The sequence below is a fragment of the Streptomyces sp. VNUA24 genome, assembly GCF_029167005.1.
In the GTDB taxonomy this organism is placed as follows: Bacteria; Actinomycetota; Actinomycetes; order Streptomycetales; family Streptomycetaceae; genus Streptomyces; species Streptomyces scabiei.
This window is the reverse complement of sequence record NZ_CP119143.1, coordinates 3611841-3631220: the sequence shown is the minus strand read 5'-3', so window position 1 is coordinate 3631220 and position 19380 is coordinate 3611841. Positions and strand designations below refer to the sequence as shown.

Here is a 19380-nt window from a genome sequence, read left to right as displayed (position 1 = left end):
CCCCCCACCCATGGAAGGAACGACACCCATGGCAACACGCACCCGCACCCGTACCCGCTCGCGCACCCTGGGTCGCATCGGCAGGGGCCTGCTGGCCCCCGCCCTCGCCCTCGGTGCCACCGTCGGACTCGCCTCCGCCCCCGCCTCGGCCGCCGTCTGGAACACCTGCGACCAGTGGGGCAACACGAGCCTCAACGGCTACACCCTCTACAACAACATCTGGGGCTCCGGCGCCGGCAGCCAGTGCGTCTGGGCCAACTCCGGTACCAACTGGGGGGTCTGGGCCAACCACCCCAACACCGGCGGCATCAAGTCGTACCCCAACTCCAAGAAGGTGATCAACAAGTCGATCACCTCGCTCGGCTCGCTCAACAGCAGCTACAACGTCACGGTCCCGTCCTCGGGCGCGTACAACACCTCGTACGACGTCTGGGACACGGACCACGACTACGAGATCATGCTCTGGGTCAACCGCACCGGCGCCGTCGGTGCCCTCGGCAGCTTCCAGCAGAGCGTGTCGGTCGGCGGCCACAGCTGGAACGTGTACAAGGGCCGGGCCTACCGGTCCGACGGGACGTACTGGGACGTGATCTCGTTCCTGCGCACCTCGAACTCGACCTCCGGCACGGTCCAGATCCTCCCGGTCCTGAAGTGGATCAAGGACACCAAGGGCTGGATGGGCAATGAGACCATCGGTGACGTGCAGTTCGGCTTCGAGGTCACCTCGTCCTCCGGCGGTCTGAACTTCACGGCCAACAATCTGACGGTCAGCAGCAGCTGACGCACCGTCGTCACTGCTCCGCGGACCCTTTGCCGCGCTGTCTTGACGACTCCCGTGTGACCGGTCACAATTCACGCATGAATGTGGCCGGTCACACCAGGCGCCCGGCGAGTATCCGGGACGTCGCGACAGCTGCCGGGGTCTCGTACCAGACCGTCTCCCGGGTGATCAACAACCACCCCAGCGTCAAGCACACGACGCGGGAGCGGGTGCAGGCGGCGATCGACGAGCTGGGCTTCCGGCGGAACGCCACCGCACACGCGCTGGCCAGCGGGCGCACCCGGTCCGTGACCGTGCTGACCGCCAACACCACGCACTACGGCTACGCCTCGATCCTCCAGGGCATCGAGGAGGCGGCGCGGGCGGCGTCCTACACGGTCGGGATCGGTGTCCTGGAGTCGGCGGACGAGGCCGCGGTCGCCGCCGAGGTGCGGCGGGCGGCGGACGCCGGTGGCGGCCTCATCGTGATCGCCTACGACCCGCCCGGCGTGGCGGCCCTCGGCGCGGTCCCCGCCGCGCTGCCGGTCGTCGGCGTCGTCGAGACCCCCGCGACCCCGCCCCGCGGCGACCGTCCCTGGGTGTGGACCGACGACCGCGAGGCCGCCCACGAGGCCACCCGCCATCTGCTCTCCCTCGGCCACGAGACCGTGCACTACGTCGCCATCCCGTCCAGCACCCGGCGGGCCGGCGCCGCCCGCACCGCCGGCTGGCGCCAGGCGCTCAAGGAGGCCGGCGCGCCGGTGCCCCGGCCGCTGCAGGGGAACTGGGGCCCGGCGGGCGGTCACGCGGCCGGGCTCAAACTGGCGGCGGACCCGTCGGTCACCGCGGTCCTCTGCGGCAACGACGACCTCGCGCTCGGTGTGCTGCGCGCGCTGCACGAGGCCGGGCGTGCCGTGCCCGGGGACGTGAGCGTCGCCGGGTTCGACGACGCCCCGCACTCCGCCTATCTGACCCCGTCGCTGACGACCGTGCGCCTGGACTTCACCGGCCTCGGGCGGGCCGCGTTCGCCCTGCTGCACGGGGTCGTGGAGGAGTCCGAGCCGATCGCCCCGCACGGCGTCTCCGTGCCCGAACTGGTGCTGCGGGAGAGCGCCGGCCCACCGCCCGACAGGCGCTGAACCCCTCGCCCGCCCGGACGCGCACCGCTGCTCCGGTTCCGGGCCGGGAAAAGCGTCGGAGCGTCGTGCCGACGAGCCCGCCGAGGGCCGCCGTCGTCCTCGTCGCCCGGCGGGAGATCGTGCCCGGTATCACCCGCGGAGCCGTCACACGACCGGAGGTCCGGCAGCGTGAGCCCCCACACCGGTACGCGCACCCCCGAGCGATCCCGCACCAGAACCGCGCTGGTCACAGCAGTGCTAGGAGTCACCGCCATGACAGGCAGCATCCTTCCCGCCACCGGAACGGCCACGGCCGCGGCGGCCGCCCCGCAGCGTCTCTCCGTCGACCTCTCCGCCTCCGAGGGCCCGGTGATGCGTGGCGCCAACGGCGCGCTCTACGGGCTCAGCGACGACGGGGTGCCCAGCGACGCGGTCCTCGCCCCCCTGAAGATCACCAGCATCTCGCAGAAGCCGGAGGGCGGCGCCCAGCACCCCAACGGCGACGCGCTCACCGTCTCCAGGTCGTTCTTCCGCAACGGCGGCGGCGAGATCAACGTGATGATGCAGGACGTCTACGCCAAGTGGCCCTACGAGGATCTCGGCATCGACGACTACCTCCCCAAGGTCGACAAGATCGTCAAGGAGGTCTCGGCCGACCCGAACGGCGACCGCTTCGTCTACATCCCGTTCAACGAGCCCGACCAGATCTGGTACAAGCTCGACGTCGCCGACCAGGCCCAGTACGAGATCAACCGCGACCGCTTCTTCCGCGACTGGAAGACCGTCCACGAGCGCATCCGCGCCATCGACCCCGACGCGCGGATCGCCGGCCCCAACGAGGCCGCGTACCACCCCCGTCTGCTCAGGGACTTCCTCGCCTTCGCCCGGCGCGAGAACGTCCTGCCCCAGGTGATGACCTGGCACGAACTGGGCTCCGGCTCCCTCCGGGACTTCCAGGCGCACCACGACGACTACCGCGCCCTGGAGCGCGCGGCCGGCATAGCTCCGCTGAAGATCAACATCGATGAGTACGCCAACCGCCGCGACCTCTCCGTCCCCGGACAACTCGTCCAGTGGGTCTCGATGTTCGAGAGGAACAAGGTGTACGCCAACCAGGCGTACTGGGACGCGGCCGGCAACATGGACGGCAACGTCGTCCGCTCCAACATCCCCAACGGCGGCTGGTGGTTCTTCCGCTGGTACGCGGGCCTGACCGGGGACACCGTCGAGGTCACCCCGCCGCAGGCGAACACCGTCGACACCCTCCAGGGCCTCGCCTCCCTCGACACCTCGCGCCGCCAGGCCCAGGTACTGCTCGGCGGCTCCGACGGCGACACCGACGTCGTGGTCCGGAAGGTCCCCCGCTCCCTCTTCGGGCGCACGGTCACCGCCACGGTCGCCGAGGCCGCCTGGTCCGGCTACGAGGGCCGGCACGCCGCCCCGCGCGTCCTGTCCCGGACGAAGACCCGTGTCGCGGACGACGGCACGGTGACCGTCCCGCTGCGCGGCCTGCACCGGATGTCGGCCTACCGCGTCGTCCTCACCCCCGGCGGCGACGGCACCCCCGCCACCCCGTCCGTCCCCTGGACCGCCTCCTACGAGGCCGAGGACGCCGCGATCACCGACGGCACGGTGTACACCCAGGGCACGGTGGACAACGCCAACGGCTACGCCGCCTCCGGCACCAAGGACGTCGGCTCCCTCGACCGGCCGGGCAGCAAGGTCGACTTCACGGTCTCGGTCCCGCAGGACGGCACCTACGACCTGGCGATCCTCTACGGAAACCAGTCCGGGACCCCGGCCACCCAGAGGCTGACGGTCGACGACGGCGACCCGGTCACCGTCACCTACCCGTCCACCGAGAACTGGGCCCACCGCGCCAAGAAGGACCTCACCCTCCGGCTCACGGCCGGAACCCACCGGCTGACCCTGGCCAAGGGGGACGCCGAGGTCACCCTCGACCGGATCGACCTCACCGCCCGCACCGGCGAGCCCGCCGCCTCCTACGAGGCCACCCTCGCCGACATCGGCGGCCGGCCGTCGTACGACTACTCCTCCTCGAAGGGCGTCGGCACCGGCGAACTGGTCCTGCGCACCGGGGACCGGGCCGTCTTCGACGTGTACGCGCCCCGCGACGGCTACTACCGGGTCGTGCCCCGGGCGTCGGCGCCGGTGACCCTCGCCCTGCACGGCCAGTCGGTGGCCGCGGTGCCCGACCGGCCGCTGCGGCTGTACCTGGTGGAGGGCAACAACCGGATCACCGCGACCGCCCGGCGCACCGGCCTGCGCTCCCTCGACGTCACCGGCGCCGGCTCCGCCACCGGCACCCTCGCCCACGACGCCGCCGCGGCCACGCTCAGCGGCGGAGCCAGGCTCGTCGACTCCGCGCACGCCCCGTCGGGTTCTTACATCGGGTGGCTCGGCAACAGCCCGGACAGCACCGCCGAGTTCACGGTGCACGCCCCCACCGCGGGCCGCCACATCCTGGTCGTCCACTACGCCCACGACGACCGCCGCGACAACGGCCATGCCTACAACACCGACATCATGTCCCGGACGGCGGACATCACCGTCGGGACGGCCGGGCCGCGCACGGTCACCTTCAAGAACACCTGGGGCTGGGACGACTACTGGACCGTGGGCGTCCCGGTCGACCTGCGCAAGGGCCCCAACAAGGTGACCATCGGCAACGCCGCTGCCTGGGCGCCGAACATCGGCCGGATCGAGGTCGGCCGGGTCGTCGGCTAGGCCCTGCCGGACCCCGAAACCCCGGCCCCGTCAGGCCCGGTCCACCTCGGCGCGCAGGGCGTTGTAGTCGGCGAACGCGGACTCGACGTCCGCCGGGGTCAGCCCGTAGCGGGCCAGGTCGTAGCGGTGGGGCCGGCCGCCCCGGGCGTGGGCGGCGGCCCGGGGGAGCCGGGCGGCGTCGGCCTCGGTCCAGCGGGCGCCGACGGCCTCGTACAGCTTCGGGGCGCCGGCGGCCGGGTCGGCGCCGAGCGAGGAGTAGGGCACGTCCACCAGCGCCCCGGAGGCGATGCCGGTGCGGGCCGCGAGACCGCGCCGGACCGACCGGCTGAGCAGGTCGAGCCAGGTGGCGCCCAGCTCACGCGGATCGAAGCGGCGCAGTGAGGTGACCATGCCGACCTCGACCAGGCTGCAGAAGGACGCGACGGCGGCGGCCGGGTCGCGGTGGGTCCACACGAGCGTGGCGTCGGGGAAGACCTTGACCAGCGCGTCCAGGTTCCCGGTGTGGAAGGGCGACTTCAGGACCCAGCGGCGGCGCGGCCGGCCGTACTGCAGCACCTGCAGGGCCTGCCGGAGGTGACGGTAGTCGGGGGTGAAGTCGTGCTCGAAGTGCCAGGCGTGGTAGGCGGGTATGCGGGCCTGGGCGAGCGGCACCAGCGCGTGCGGCAGGAGGAACGTGCACTCCTCGGGGCCCTCGGCGGTCATGGGGTGGATGTCGCGGAAGCGCGGGCTGAGCAGATGGCTGCCGTTCAGGACGCGGCGCGCGGCCGTGATCCGCTTCCGCCGTTCCCCGGGTGACGGTTCCAGATCGGGAGCCAGCAGTTCCCACAGCAGCGGGCAGCGGTGGTCGTCCGAGACGGAGAGCACCCCGTGGGTGAGCGTGCTCGCGGTGCGCGGCAGGCCGACCACGAACACCGGTTTCTCGACGGGCTCCTGACCGATGGCCGGGTTCTCGGCGATCAGCCGCCTGATCCGGGCCCGGTTGGTGAGGTGCCGGCGGACGTGCGCCTGCGCGGACTGCCAGCCGACCGGCCCGAGGTTCTCGTCCTTCGCCCACTCCCGCAGCAGGAACCGGAAGTTCTCGGTGAACTCCTCGTCGCCGTCGGTCCCTCCGGCGCCGGCGGCGATCCGGTCGAAGACCCGGTCCGGGTCGTGTCGGGAGCCGAGCGTGGGCCGGAGTAACAGGTTGGCCAGGGTGAGGGGCAGGGGAGTGGACGCCATCGGGGACTTCCCTTCGGTGCGGACGGAGGGGCGCGGCCCAGGGTGCGGGCGCGGGCGCTCCGGCGGCCGCCCGGGTGGGGCGGCCGCCGCCGATCATCCTGCCGCGCGGGTGACGTCGCGCGCCGCCGGGGTCCCGGTCGTGCCCGCCCCGTCCCCGTAGCGCGACCGCAGCTCCGACAGCACGCCCGAGACCGCCGCGGTCAGCGGCACCGCGAGGAGCATGCCGAGGATGCCGGCGAGGGAGGCGCCCGCCGTGAGGGCCAGCAGGATCGCCGCCGGATGCATCTGCACGGTCCGGCTGTGGATCATCGGCTGGAGCACGTTGCCTTCGAGGAGCTGCACCGCGAAGACGACGCCGACCGCCCACAGCGCGGTCACCAGCCCGCGGTCCGCGAAGGCGACGAGGATCGCCACCGCACCCGAGAGGAACGCGCCCAGGTACGGGATGTACGCACCGACGAAGACGAGCGCGCCGAGGCCGACCGCCCCCGGCACCTGGAGTATCAGCAGACCCACGGCGATACAGGCGCCGTCGATGAAGGCGATGAGCGTCGTCCCCCGCATATAGCCCTCGATCGCCCGGAACGCGCGCCGGGCCATCACCTCCAGGGTGTCGCCGCTGCCGCGCGGCGCGAGCGAGTGCAGGGAGGCGACCGCCCGGTCGGAGTCGCGCAGGAAGAAGAACATCAGCAGCATCGCCAGCACGGCCGCCGCCAGGAACTCGCTGACCGCGCTGACGCCGGTGAGCACCCCGGAGGCCGCCGTGCCGCCGAACTTCGACAGCAGCTCCCTGGCGTTCTTCGCGAGGTCGTCCAGCGAGGTCCCGGCCGGCCCGAACTCGTCGCTGAGCGACTGCGCCGCCTGCCGGAGCGAGGAGATGATCTGGTCACCGGTGTCGATCAGCGCGGCCACCACGATGTACGCGGCCCCGCCCATCACCACCACCACGGCGGCACAGGTCAGTCCGGCGGCCAGGGACCTGTTGAACCTCATCGCCACCAGCCGCCGGTAGAACGGGCCGAGCAGCGCCGTACCCAGCAGGGCGATCAGTATGGGCGTGACCGCCGTCTGGAACGTCACGCAGATCCACACGCCCACGTAGACGACACCCGTCACCAGCAGCGTGAGCGCGCTCCACACGGCGATGTGCCGCGCGGGCCCCGGCAGGAACCCCCGGGGAACGTCCTCGCCCGACGGCACGGCCGCCCTCGGCACCACCGTGTACCCGCCGGTGGTGCGTATCGTCGTACGCGTCCGGTGGACAGGTCTGCGCGCGGCCCCGCCGCCCCGGCCCCGCCGTCCCCCGCGCACTGCGCGGGAGTCTCCCGTACGGCTGTTCATCCCCTGTCATCTCCACTCGCTCGGAGGTCGCGCACACCCCTGAGGATCATGGGATGGCCGTGGCGCCACAGCGTAGACCCGGCCGGCGGGCGGGCGACGGCCGCCTACCCGGCGATCGGCACCGAGGCCCCGTCCCGCAGGAACACCGGAATCCGCTCCAGCGGCGCGTCCACCGTCACCGGCCCGCCTCCCGCGTACGTCTCGCCGGTCCACGCGTCGGTCCACCGCGCCCCCGCCGGCAGATAGGTGCTCCAGCGCGTCACCCCCGCCTCCAGCACCGGCGCCACCAGCACGTCCCGCCCGAACAGGTACGCGTCGTCCACCGACCAGGCCCGCTCGTCGTCCGGGAACTCCAGGAACAGCGGCCGCATCACCGGCAGCCCCTCCTCATGGGCCTCCCGCATCACCCGCAGCACATAGGGCTTCAACCGCTCCCGCAGCCGCAGGCAGTCCTCCAGGATCGCCCCGGCCTCCTCCCCGTACGACCACACCTCGTTGGGCCCGCCGGTCATGGCCGGCCCCAGCGGCATCCCGGGCTCACGGAACCCGTGCAGCCGCATCAGCGGCGAGAACGTCCCGAACTGGAACCAGCGCACCATCACCTCGCGGTAGGCCGGATCGTCCGGGTCGCCGCCGTGGAAGCCGCCGATGTCGGTGTTCCACCAGGGGATGCCGGACAGCGCGGTGTTCAGGCCCGCCGCGATCTGCCGCCGCAGGGTCGGGAAGTCGGTCCCGATGTCACCGGACCACAGCGCGGCCCCCCAGCGCTGACTGCCCGCCCACGCCGAACGGTTGAGGGAGACGATCTCCTCCTCGCCCGCCGCCCGCAGCCCCTCGTAGAAGGTGCGGGCGACCTCGGCCGGGTACATGTTGCCGACCTCCAGGCCGGGCCCCGCCCAGTAGCGCAGGTTCTCCTGGAAGCCGGGCTTGATCTCCGGCTCGCAGGCGTCCAGCCAGAACGCCGTGATGCCGTACGGCTCCAGGTAGTTCTCCCGCACCCGCGACCACACGAACTCGCGGGCCTCCGGGTTCGTGGCGTCGTAGAAGGCGACCTGGACCGTCGAGGCGACCTCCTTGTCCGGCCAGTCGGCGTGCGCCATCGGGCCGTACTGGGTGCCGATGAAGTAGCCGCGCTGTTCCATCAGGTGGTGGTTCTCGCTCAGCGGCGACACCGACGGCCACACGGACACCACCAGCCGGATGCCCAGCTCCTCCAGCTCGCGCACCATCGCCGCCGGGTCGGGCCACTCGGCCGGGTCGAACTTCCACTCGCCGAGGTGCGTCCAGTGGAAGAAGTCGCACACGATGACGTCGATGGGCAGGCCCCGCCGCTTGTACTCCCGTGCCACGGCCAGGAGTTCGTCCTGCGTGCGGTAGCGCAGCTTGCACTGCCAGAACCCGGCCGCCCACGCGGGCAGCATCGGCACACGCCCCGTGACCGCGCTGTAGCGGCGCTGCGCGTCGGCCGGGGCACCGGCGGTGATCCAGTAGTCGATCTGCCGGGCCGAGTCCGCGACCCAGCGCGTGCCGTTGCCCGCCAGCTCGACGCGGCCGATCGCCGGGTTGTTCCACAGCAGGGTGTAGCCGCGGCTGGAGGTGAGCACCGGGATGCCGACCTCCGCGTTGCGCTGCACCAGGTCGAGCACCAGCCCCTTCTGGTCGAGCCGCCCGTGCTGGTGCTGCCCGAGGCCGTACAGCTTCTCGTCGTCGTACGGGGCGAAGCGCTGTTCCAGGCGGTGGTGGCCGTTGCCGACGGCCGTGTAGAGGCGCGAGCCGGGCCACCAGAAGTGGGCGCGGGCCTCCGACAGCAGTTCGGAGCCGTCGGCGGTGCGCGTGTAGCGGACCAGGCCCTCGGCGTCGACCTCGACGGTGAGCGCGCCGACGATCAGCCGCCCCAGCCCGTCCTCGATCTTGACCGTGCTCCCGGTGCTCTCCGCCTCGTCGAGCAGGGCGCCGGGCAGCCCGTCGAGGACCGGTCCGCCCAGGCGGGCGCGGACCCGGACGGCGTCCGGTCCCCAGGGTTCGATCCGCAGGGTCTCCTGGCGTCCGCTCCACTCCAGGGCACCGTCCCGCTCACGGAACGTGCCGACGGTGGGGGAGGACTGGGCGAGGCTGACCGCGCCCGTCGGGGTCGGGTTCTCGGCAGACAGATTCACGGGATCTCCTGGAAGGGAGGAGTGACGGCACACCCGGCTCGGCTCGGCTCCGGCGGGCACGGGCGGTGGGGAGGAGGGGCCGTACGGGGTTCTCCGTACGGCACGGCGATCGGTGCGGTCGGGGGTGGGTGCGGTGCGGGTGCGGGTGCAGGTGCGGGGGCGGGTGAGTCGACCGTCTCAGCCGCTCGTGGACAGCGGTCCCGTGCTCGCGCGGACCGTCAACTCGGGGGCGAGGAGCACCACTTCGTCGGTGTCCCGGCCCTCCAGCTTGGCGATCAGCTGCTCCACCGCCCGGCGGCCCATCTCCTGGGCCGGGATGGCGACGGACGTCAGCCGTACCGAGGCCTGCACGGCGACCTGGTCCGGGCAGATCGCGATCACCGAGACGTCCTCGGGGACCGCGCGCCCCTGCTGGCGCAGCAGCGCGAGCAGCGGCTCCACCGCCGACTCGTTCTGCACGACGATCCCCGTGGTGCCCGGCCGCTCGTCGAAGATCCGGGCCAGGGTCGCGGCCATCGCGTCGTAGCCGCCCTCACAGGGGCGGTGCAGCACACGCAGTCCCAACTCCCGTGCCCGGTCGCGGAGTCCGTCGAGGGTGCGCTCGGCGAAACCGGTGTGCCGTTCGTACACCGCGGGTGCCTCGCCGACGACCGCGATGTCACGGTGCCCGAGCATCGCCAGATGCTCCACGCACAGCGCCCCCGTGGCCCCGAAGTCGAGGTCGACGCAGGTCAGGCCGCTGGTGTCGGCCGGCAGCCCGATGAGCACCGAGGGCTGGTCGGTACCGCGCAGCAGCGGCAGCCGCTCGTCGTCCAGCTCCACGTCCATCAGGATCATCGCGTCGGCGAGCCCGCTGCCGGTGACCCGGCGCACCGCGTCCGGACCCTCCTCGCCGGTGAGCAGCAGGACGTCGTACCCGTAGGTGCGGGCCGTGGTGGCCACGGCGATGGCGATCTCCATCATCACCGGGACGTACATGTCGGTGCGCAGCGGCACCATCAGGGCGACGATGTTCGACCTGCTGCTCGCCAGGGCACGGGCCCCCGCGTTCGGGTGGTAGCCGAGCTCCTGGATGCTCCGCTCCACCCGCTGCCGGGTGCCCGCGGAGATGGACCGCTTGCCGCTGAGGACATAGCTCACCGTGCTCGCCGAGACTCCGGCGTGCTGGGCGACCTCGGCGAGGGTGACCATCCGGCTCTCCCAGCGTGTTCAAGCGCTTCGACAGCGCACTGTTGCGGAACAAAGGCGTGTGAGGGTGGCTCGACAGTAGCCGGGCGCCGGATGGGTGTCCATAGGTTGTCGAAGCGCTTCGATCGATCGGCGGGCGCCCGGGGAGTCGTGGGGGAGTGTGGGGGTGAGGCCGCGGGTGCGTGGGGCTTCTCGCGCCTCCCCGCGCCCTCGGAACCCTCCTGATGGGCCCTGGGGTCGGACACAGTCTAGAACCGGCCGGTCTTCGACGGTCCCGCCCCGCACGACCCGGCCGAAGCGGCCGGCCGCGGACGCGAGGGGTGGCGGGGTCATTCCGAATCGGGTACCAACGATCGAGTAGCACCCATCGGTAACCATTCAGGTACCCATCCGGTACGAGATCCCGATTCGCGGCGAGGTGAGCCTCATGTCCGCCCCACCCCTCAAGAAGCCCGTCGTCACAGAACGTGAGGCCCGCCAGGTGGCGGAGGCCGCCCGGGAGCAGTCCTGGCGCAAGCCCAGCTTCGCCAAGGAACTGTTCCTCGGCCGGTTCCGCCTCGACCTCATCCACCCCCACCCGCTGCCCACGGACGAGGCCGTCCGGCGCGGCGAGCAGTTCCTGACCAAGCTCCGCGCCTTCTGCGAGGCGAAGGTCGACGGGGCCCTGATCGAACGCGAGGCCCGCATCCCCGACGAGGTCATCGACGGCCTCAAGGAACTCGGCGCTCTCGGCATGAAGATCGACCCCAGGTACGGCGGTCTCGGCCTCACCCAGGTGTACTACAACAAGGCGCTGGCCCTGGTCGGCTCCGCCAGCCCGGCCATCGGCGTCCTGCTCTCGGCGCATCAGTCGATCGGCGTACCGCAGCCGCTCAAGCTGTTCGGCACCCCCGAGCAGAAGGAGAAGTTCCTGCCGCGCTGCGCCCGCACCGACATCAGCGCCTTCCTCCTCACCGAGCCCGACGTCGGCTCCGACCCGGCCCGCCTGGCCACCACCGCGGTGCCCGACGGGGACGACTACCTCCTCGACGGCGTGAAGCTCTGGACGACGAACGGCGTGGTCGCCGACCTCCTCGTCGTCATGGCGCGGGTGCCGAAGTCCGAGGGGCACAAGGGCGGCATCACCGCCTTCGTCGTGGAGACCGACTCGCCCGGTGTCACCGTCGAGAACCGCAACGCCTTCATGGGCCTGCGCGGCATCGAGAACGGCGTCACCCGCCTCCACCAGGTCCGCGTCCCCGCCGCGAACCGCATCGGCCCCGAGGGCGCGGGCCTGAAGATCGCGCTCACCACCCTCAACACCGGCCGTCTCTCGCTCCCGGCGTCCTGCGTGGCCGCCGGCAAGTGGTGTCTGAAGATCGCCCGCGAGTGGTCGGCCGCGCGCGAGCAGTGGGGCAAGCCGGTCGCCCACCACGAGGCGGTGGGCCAGAAGATCTCCTTCATCGCGGCCACCACCTTCGCCCTCGAAGCGGTGCTCGACCTGTCCTCGCAGATGGCCGACGAGGACCGCAACGACATCCGTATCGAAGGCGCCCTCGCGAAACTCTTCGCCTCCGAGATGGGCTGGAGGATCGCCGACGAGCTGGTCCAGATCCGCGGCGGCCGCGGCTTCGAGACCGCGGACTCGCTCCGGGCGCGCGGCGAACGGGCCGTGCCCGCCGAGCAGATGCTGCGCGACCTGCGCATCAACCGGATCTTCGAGGGCTCCACGGAGATCATGCACCTGCTGATCGCCCGCGAGGCCGTCGACGCCCACCTCACGGTGGCCGGCGACCTCATCGACCCGGAGAAGTCCCTCTCCGACAAGGCGAAGGCGGGCGCGAACGCGGGCGTCTTCTACGCCAAGTGGCTGCCCAAGCTGGTCGCGGGACCGGGCCAGCTCCCGCGCACCTACGGCGACTTCCACCCCGCCGGGCACCCGGACCTGGCCACCCACCTGCGCTATGTCGAGCGCAACGCCCGCAAGCTGGCCCGCTCCACCTTCTACGCCATGTCCCGCTGGCAGGGCCGGATGGAGACCAAGCAGGGGTTCCTGGGCCGTGTCGTCGACATCGGCGCCGAACTCTTCGCCATGAGCGCGGCCGTCGTCCGCGCGGAACTGCTCCGCACCCAGGGCGATCACGGCCGCGAGGCGTACCAGCTCGCCGACGTCTTCTGCCGCCAGTCCCGCATCCGGGTCGAGGAACTCTTCGGCCGCCTGTGGAACAACACCGACGACCTCGACCGCAAGGTGGTCAAGGGCGTACTCGGCGGCGCCTACGAGTGGCTGGAGCACGGTGTGATCGACCCGTCCGGCGAAGGCCCCTGGATCGCGGACGCGACCCCGGGCCCGAGCGAGAAGGAGAACGTCCACCGGCGCATCCAGTGATCTGACGCCTCCCCGCGCCCCGGATTCTCAGGGGCGCGGGGAACTGCGCGACCAGCCGCAGTGGACCGCGGCCGAAAGCGGCGCCCGTGCGGCGTCAGCAGTACTTGTCGCTGGCGTCCCGCGTGGTCCAGGAGCAGGAATCCACCTTCGAACCGTTCGCCTTCGTCAGCTTGGCCGTGTCGCTGGTGTTGTTCCAGACGTACGCCCTGCGGTTCTGGTACTTGGTCGCGGTGGTGTCCGTGCCCGACCCCGTACGGACCTTGATGTACTTCTTCGCCCCGATCCTGACGTCCGGGAACGTGTACTTGTGGTTGTCGAGGTCCTTCAGCACCCAGCCCTTCAGCGAGATCGCCGACGAGCTCGTGTTCTTGATCTGCACCCACTCCGCGTTGTACTGCGCGTTCGTCCGCGTGTCCTTGCCGGGGCTGTCGAAGTACACGCGGTAGATCACCACGCCCCCCGCGGCCTCGGCCGGGCTGCTCAGCAGGGTGCCGGTCAGGGCAACCGCTCCGGCGAGCGCGGGCACGGCGGCGCGTATGCGCTTGCGCATGAATCCCCCCAGGATCCTCGTTCATGATCGACTGATACGACAATCGGATCAGCAGGGGAGAAGTCATATCACTCCCGCCTTCACGTGTGCTTCACAAACGGAGAAATGCGCTCGTCAACCGCACACGGCACGAAGTGGGTCAACCAGGGGGCGCGCGGTCCTGCCGGACACCCGATGCGGCCACAATGGGGGGATGAGCGACAGTCCAGCCCCTCTCGCCGATCCGCATCTCGTCTTCGACCCGGTCGACGGCGCACGGGACGTAGTGATCCTCGGATCGACCGGCTCGATCGGCACCCAGGCCATCGACCTCGTCCTGCGCAACCCGGACCGCTTCCGCGTCACCGGGCTCTCCGCCGCCGGAGGGCGGGTGCAGCTCTTGGCCGAGCAGGCGCACCGGCTGCGCGTGCGGACCGTCGCCGTCGCCCGCGAGGACGTCGTACCGGCCCTGCGCGAGGCCCTGGCCGCCACCTACGGCGCCGGGGAGCCGCTTCCCGAGATCCTGGCCGGCCCCGACGCGGCCACGGCCCTGGCCGCCTCCGACTGCCACACCGTGCTGAACGGCATCACCGGCTCCATCGGCCTCGCCCCCACCCTCGCCGCCCTGGAGGCGGGCCGCACCCTCGCGCTCGCCAACAAGGAGTCGCTCATCGTCGGCGGCCCGCTGGTCAAGGCGGTGGCCAAGCCCGGCCAGATCATCCCGGTCGACTCCGAGCACGCCGCCCTCTTCCAGGCCCTCGCCTCCGGCACCCGGGCCGACGTGCGCAAGCTCGTCGTCACCGCCTCCGGCGGCCCGTTCCGCGGCCGCAGCAAGGCGGAGCTGGCGGACGTGACGCCCGCCGACGCCCTCGCGCACCCCACCTGGGCCATGGGCCCGGTCATCACCGTGAACTCCGCGACCCTGGTCAACAAGGGCCTGGAGGTCATCGAGGCGCACCTGCTCTACGACATTCCCTTCGACCGCATTGAGGTCGTCGTGCACCCCCAGTCGTATGTCCACTCGATGGTTGAGTTCACGGACGGATCGACGATGGCCCAGGCGACGCCCCCCGACATGCGCGGGCCCATCGCCATCGGCCTCGGCTGGCCGCAGCGCGTCCCGGACGCCGCGCCCGCCTTCGACTGGACCAAGGCGTCCAGCTGGGAGTTCTTCCCCCTCGACGACGACGCGTTCCCCTCCGTCGGGCTCGCCCGGCACGTGGGACAGCTCGCGGGCACCGCCCCGGCGGTGTTCAATGCGGCGAACGAGGAGTGCGTCGACGCGTTCCTGTACGGGGGTCTCCGGTTCGACGCGATCATGGAGACCGTCACACAGGTGGTCGAGGAGCACGGCACCCCCGCCTCGGGAACTTCCCTGACCGTGGCGGACGTCCTCGAAGCGGAGACCTGGGCACGCGCCAGGGCCCGTGAACTGACCACCTCGACCACCTCGACCGGCAAACCCACCGAGCGGACGACCGCGGAGGCCCGTGCATGACGACCCTGATGTTCATCCTCGGCATAGTGGTCTTCGTGATCGGTCTCGCGTTCTCGATCGCGTGGCACGAGCTGGGCCACTTCTCGACCGCCAAGCTCTTCGGCGTCCGCGTCCCCCAGTTCATGGTGGGCTTCGGCCCCACCATCTGGTCGAAGCGGAAGGGCGAGACCGAGTACGGCGTCAAGGCGATCCCGCTCGGCGGCTACATCCGCATGATCGGCATGATCCCGCCCGGTCCGGACGGCCGGATCGAGAGCCGTTCGACCTCCCCGTGGCGCGTCATGATCGAGGACGCCCGCGCGGCCTCCTTCGAGGAGCTGCAGCCCGGCGACGAGGACCGTCTCTTCTACACGCGCAAGCCGTGGAAGCGCGTCATCGTGATGTTCGCCGGGCCCTTCATGAACCTGATCCTGGCCTTCGTGATCTTCCTCGGCGTGATGATGACCTTCGGCGCCCAGACCTCGACGACCACGGTCAGTAAGGTCTCGGACTGCGTCATCTCCGCCAGCGAGAACCGCTCGAAGTGCAAGGACAGCGACAAGGAGGCCCCCGCCAAGGCGGCGGGCCTGAAGCCCGGCGACAGGATCGTCGCCTTCGACGGCACCCCCGTCGAGGACTGGTCCGCCCTGCAGGCCGACATCCGCGACAACCCCGGCAAGCAGGTCACGCTCACCGTGGACCGCAAGGGCGAGAAGGTCGACCTGACCCCCACCCTCATCAAGAACAAGGTCAGCCAGACCGACGGCCAGGGCGGCTACGTCAAGGACAAGTACGTGTACGCCGGCTGGCTCGGCTTCACCCCCGCCTCCGACATCCTCCCGCTCTCCTTCGGCCAGTCCGTGGACCGCATGGGCGACATGATGGAGAACGGCGTCGAGTCCCTGCTCTCCCTGCCCGCCAAGGTCCCCGCCCTGTGGGACGCCACCTTCGGCGACGGCGAGCGCGCGGCCGACTCGCCCATGGGCGTCGTCGGCGCGGCCCGGGTCGGCGGCGAGATCTTCACCATGGACATCCCCGCCACCCAGCAGCTCGCCAGCTTCCTGATCCTGCTGGCCGGCTTCAACCTCTCCCTGTTCCTGTTCAACATGCTCCCGCTGCTCCCGCTCGACGGCGGGCACATCGCGGGCGCCCTGTGGGAGTCGCTGCGCCGGAACGCGGCCAAGCTGCTGCGCCGGCCCGACCCCGGCCCGTTCGACGTCGCCAAGCTGATGCCCGTCGCGTACGTGGTGGCAGGCATCTTCGTCTGCTTCACGCTCCTGGTGCTGATCGCGGACCTCGTGAACCCGGTACGCATCTCCTAGTCACCCGCGGTTCACGGCGGCCGGGCACACTCCCCGAGTGGGGGCGGCCCGGCCGCCGTCGTTCGCGCACGCACCGGTCACCCGGCCCCGGACACCACGGCCGGCATCCCCAACGGGTGGGTTCACGGATGGTGATGTGCTCGGGTGCCTGCCCGTGCCGTAATCTCGAAGCCTGGAGCCCGCGCGTACCGGGACCCGATCCTGATCCACAACTTGGGGTTGCACAGCAGATGACTACTGCGATTTCTCTCGGCATGCCGTCCGTTCCGACCAAGCTCGCCGAGCGCCGGAAGAGCCGGCAGATCCAGGTCGGGTCCGTGGCGGTCGGCGGAGACGCCCCGGTGTCGGTCCAGTCGATGACCACGACGCGTACGTCGGACATCGGCGCCACCCTGCAGCAGATCGCCGAGCTGACGGCGTCCGGCTGCCAGATCGTCCGCGTCGCCTGCCCCACGCAGGACGACGCCGACGCCCTGTCGACGATCGCCCGCAAGTCGCAGATCCCGGTCATCGCCGACATCCACTTCCAGCCGAAGTACGTCTTCGCCGCGATCGAGGCCGGCTGCGCCGCCGTCCGCGTCAACCCGGGCAACATCAAGCAGTTCGACGACAAGGTCAAGGAGATCGCCCAGGCGGCGAACGACCACGGCACCCCGATCCGCATCGGCGTCAACGCCGGCTCCCTGGACCGCCGCCTTCTGCAGAAGTACGGCAAGGCCACCCCCGAGGCGCTGGTCGAGTCCGCGCTGTGGGAGGCGTCCCTCTTCGAGGAGCACGGCTTCCGGGACATCAAGATCTCGGTCAAGCACAACGACCCGGTCGTCATGGTCAACGCCTACCGGCAGCTCGCCGCCCAGTGCGACTACCCCCTCCACCTCGGCGTCACCGAGGCCGGCCCCGCCTTCCAGGGCACCATCAAGTCCGCGGTCGCCTTCGGCGCGCTGCTCTCCGAGGGCATCGGCGACACGATCCGCGTCTCCCTCTCGGCCCCGCCGGTCGAGGAGATCAAGGTCGGCAACCAGATCCTGGAGTCGCTGAACCTCAAGCCGCGCCGCCTCGAGATCGTCTCCTGCCCCTCCTGCGGCCGCGCCCAGGTCGACGTCTACAAGCTCGCCGAGGAAGTCACCGCCGGCCTCACCGGCATGGAGGTCCCTCTCCGCGTCGCCGTCATGGGCTGCGTCGTCAACGGCCCCGGCGAGGCCCGCGAGGCCGACCTCGGCGTCGCCTCCGGCAACGGCAAGGGCCAGATCTTCGTCAAGGGCGAGGTCATCAAGACCGTCCCCGAATCCAAGATCGTCGAGACCCTCATCGAGGAGGCGATGAAGATCGCCGAACAGATGGAGGCGGACGGCATCACCTCGGGCGAGCCGACGGTGGCGGTGGCGGGCTGAGTCCCGCTCTTCCGGAAGGGGCCGCAGGCCCCCTTCCAGGGGCGCGGGGCTGTTTCGATGTGCGGCTCCGCCGCGTGGGCGCGACAAGCCACGACGCACCCGCACCCGCCAAGACACAGGGCCCCGAGCCAGGCGCCCCCGGCCGCGGCGCAGCCGCAGGGCGCCCCGCCACAGCCCGGCAGGGTATCGTGCCAAGACCAGCGCAGACCCCAGGGTGAGGCCCCCGCACGTGTTGACCCAGACCACCACCAGGGTCCTCGAACCGAGTGACCTGGACGCCGCACTCGCCGTCCTGGACCGAGACCCCGTCGCGAACGCCTTCGTGACGTCCCGCGTCCAGGTCGCCGGGCTGGACCCGTGGCGGCTCGGCGGCGAGATGTGGGGCTGGTACGAGGACGGCGCCCTGACCTCCCTCTGCTACGCCGGCGCCAACCTCGTCCCCATCTGCGCCACCCCCCGCGCCGTGCGGGCCTTCGCCGACCGCGCCCGCCGGGCCGGCCGCCGCTGCTCCTCGGTCGTCGGCCCCGCCGAACCCACCGCCCAGCTGTGGCGGCTGCTCGAACCCAGCTGGGGCCCGGCCCGCGAGGTCCGGGCCCACCAGCCCCTCATGGTCACCGACCGGCTCCCCGACCCCGCCGACGTCGTCCCCGACCCGTACGTCCGCCGCATCCGCAAGGACGAGATGGACACGATCATGCCGGCGTGCGTGGCGATGTTCACCGAGGAGGTCGGCGTCTCCCCGCTGGCCGGCGACGGCGGCCTCCTCTACCAGGCCCGGGTCGCCGAACTCGTGGGCTCCGGCCGCTCCTTCGCCCGCCTCGCCCCCGACGGCCGCGTCCAGTTCAAGGCCGAGATCGGCGCGGCGACCGCCCGGGCCTGCCAGATCCAGGGTGTCTGGGTGGCCCCCGAGTTCCGCGGCCAGGGCCTGGCCGCCCCCGGCATGGCAGCGGTCCTGCGCTACGCCCTGGCGGACGTGGCCCCCGTCGTCAGCCTCTACGTCAACGACTTCAACACGGCGGCGAGGCGCACGTACCGACGCGTGGGCTTCCAGGAGGTCGGCGCCTTCATGAGCGTCCTGTTCTGAGCGGCCACCGGACCCGGCGCGGGCACGACCGGCCACATCCGGCCCGCACCCCGCGGGCACCCCGAACCCCCCTGTAGCATCCGCAACATGGACCTCGTCATCGGCCCCTTGGACCTCTCCGCCCATGTGGACGAGGCCCTGGCCGTACAAGCCGTCGCCTTCGGACTGGGCCCCGACGAGGTCGCGGTCCGCCGCCAGATCGTCCTGCGCCACATGACGTACCCGGGGGCGAGGGCCCTGGGCGCCACCACCGCCGGACGGCTCGTGGGATTCGTCTACGGCATGCCCAACGACCGCTCCCACTGGTGGTCCACCGTCGTCGAGCCCTACCTGCGCGCCCTGCACCACGAGCACTGGCTCGACGACTCCTTCGTGATCACCGAGCTGCACGTCCACCCCGACCACCAGAACCACGGCGTCGGCCGCGCCCTCATCACCGCCATCACCGACACCGCGGCCGAACCCCGCTCGATCCTCTCCGCGATCGACGTCGACAGTCCGGCCCGGGGTCTGTACCACTCCCTCGGCTACACCGACCTCGCCCGCCGGGTCGTCTTCCCCAGCGCCCCCAGGCCGTACGCGGTCATGGGCGCCCCCCTGCCCCTGCGCCGCAGGTAGCGCCCCGCCCCCGCCGCCGGATTTCCACGGGCCCGTGTACCCCCGCTAACCTCCTGGCATCA

General features: G+C 71.5%; 14 protein-coding genes. 9 read left to right on the top strand and 5 right to left on the bottom strand.

The window, feature by feature from the left end:
* Positions 1–28: 28 nt before the first annotated feature.
* The 3 genes from PYR72_RS15040 (at position 29) to PYR72_RS15030 (ending at position 4626) form a co-directional block, all read left to right on the top strand.
* The gene (locus PYR72_RS15040) at positions 29–781 is read left to right on the top strand and encodes a hypothetical protein (RefSeq protein WP_275455829.1); all 753 of its coding nucleotides are present in this window, start codon (positions 29–31) and stop codon (positions 779–781) included.
* Positions 782–858: 77 nt separating this feature from the next.
* A complete protein-coding gene (locus tag PYR72_RS15035; RefSeq protein ID WP_275455828.1) occupies positions 859–1899 on the top strand; it encodes a LacI family DNA-binding transcriptional regulator in 1041 nt (346 codons plus the stop codon).
* 252 nt (positions 1900–2151) lie between these two features.
* Entirely contained in the window at positions 2152–4626 is a 2475-nt protein-coding gene (locus tag PYR72_RS15030) for a cellulosome protein (RefSeq protein ID WP_275455827.1), read from the top strand.
* A 30-nt stretch (positions 4627–4656) separates the two neighbouring features.
* On the opposite strand, the gene PYR72_RS15025 is transcribed toward PYR72_RS15030, so the two are convergent.
* The 4 genes from PYR72_RS15025 to PYR72_RS15010 all read right to left on the bottom strand — a co-directional run bounded on the left by PYR72_RS15025 (position 4657) and on the right by PYR72_RS15010 (position 10532).
* The gene (locus PYR72_RS15025; RefSeq protein ID WP_275455826.1) at positions 4657–5844 is read right to left on the bottom strand and encodes a sulfotransferase; all 1188 of its coding nucleotides are present in this window, start codon (positions 5842–5844) and stop codon (positions 4657–4659) included.
* A 93-nt stretch (positions 5845–5937) separates the two neighbouring features.
* Complete coding sequence (locus PYR72_RS15020) at positions 5938–6984, bottom strand: AI-2E family transporter (protein ID WP_343245560.1); 1047 nt, start codon at positions 6982–6984, stop codon at positions 5938–5940.
* Between the two features lie 305 nt (positions 6985–7289).
* Positions 7290–9341 carry a glycoside hydrolase family 31 protein gene (locus PYR72_RS15015; protein ID WP_275455824.1) on the bottom strand — a complete coding sequence of 684 codons (2052 nt, stop codon included), beginning with the start codon at positions 9339–9341 and terminating at the stop codon, positions 7290–7292.
* A gap of 177 nt (positions 9342–9518) precedes the next feature.
* Positions 9519–10532 (bottom strand): LacI family DNA-binding transcriptional regulator, encoded by a 1014-nt coding sequence (locus PYR72_RS15010; RefSeq protein ID WP_275455823.1) that lies wholly within the window; start codon positions 10530–10532, stop codon positions 9519–9521.
* Between the two features lie 424 nt (positions 10533–10956).
* Between PYR72_RS15010 and PYR72_RS15005 the strand changes: the two genes are divergently transcribed.
* Positions 10957–12897 carry an acyl-CoA dehydrogenase family protein gene (locus PYR72_RS15005; RefSeq protein WP_275455822.1) on the top strand — a complete coding sequence of 647 codons (1941 nt, stop codon included), beginning with the start codon at positions 10957–10959 and terminating at the stop codon, positions 12895–12897.
* A gap of 94 nt (positions 12898–12991) precedes the next feature.
* Here the strand turns inward: PYR72_RS15005 and PYR72_RS15000 are convergent, their stop codons facing one another.
* Positions 12992–13447, bottom strand: a complete 456-nt coding sequence (locus PYR72_RS15000) for a lamin tail domain-containing protein (protein WP_275455821.1) — start codon at positions 13445–13447, stop codon at positions 12992–12994.
* 193 nt (positions 13448–13640) lie between these two features.
* Here PYR72_RS15000 and dxr point away from each other — a divergent pair, with 193 nt between their 5' ends.
* The 5 genes from dxr to PYR72_RS14975 all read left to right on the top strand — a co-directional run bounded on the left by dxr (position 13641) and on the right by PYR72_RS14975 (position 19318).
* Positions 13641–14924 (top strand): 1-deoxy-D-xylulose-5-phosphate reductoisomerase, encoded by a 1284-nt coding sequence (dxr, locus tag PYR72_RS14995; RefSeq protein ID WP_275455820.1) that lies wholly within the window; start codon positions 13641–13643, stop codon positions 14922–14924.
* On the top strand, positions 14921–16225 hold the full coding sequence (locus PYR72_RS14990; protein WP_275455819.1) for a site-2 protease family protein: 1305 nt from the start codon (positions 14921–14923) through the stop codon (positions 16223–16225). The genes dxr and PYR72_RS14990 overlap by 4 nt, the downstream gene beginning before the upstream one ends.
* A gap of 254 nt (positions 16226–16479) precedes the next feature.
* Entirely contained in the window at positions 16480–17616 is a 1137-nt protein-coding gene (gene ispG / locus PYR72_RS14985) for a flavodoxin-dependent (E)-4-hydroxy-3-methylbut-2-enyl-diphosphate synthase (RefSeq protein WP_275455818.1), read from the top strand.
* A gap of 229 nt (positions 17617–17845) precedes the next feature.
* Complete coding sequence (locus PYR72_RS14980) at positions 17846–18700, top strand: GNAT family N-acetyltransferase (RefSeq protein ID WP_059082538.1); 855 nt, start codon at positions 17846–17848, stop codon at positions 18698–18700.
* Between the two features lie 87 nt (positions 18701–18787).
* Positions 18788–19318 (top strand): GNAT family N-acetyltransferase, encoded by a 531-nt coding sequence (locus PYR72_RS14975; RefSeq protein ID WP_275455817.1) that lies wholly within the window; start codon positions 18788–18790, stop codon positions 19316–19318.
* Positions 19319–19380: the final 62 nt, after the last annotated feature.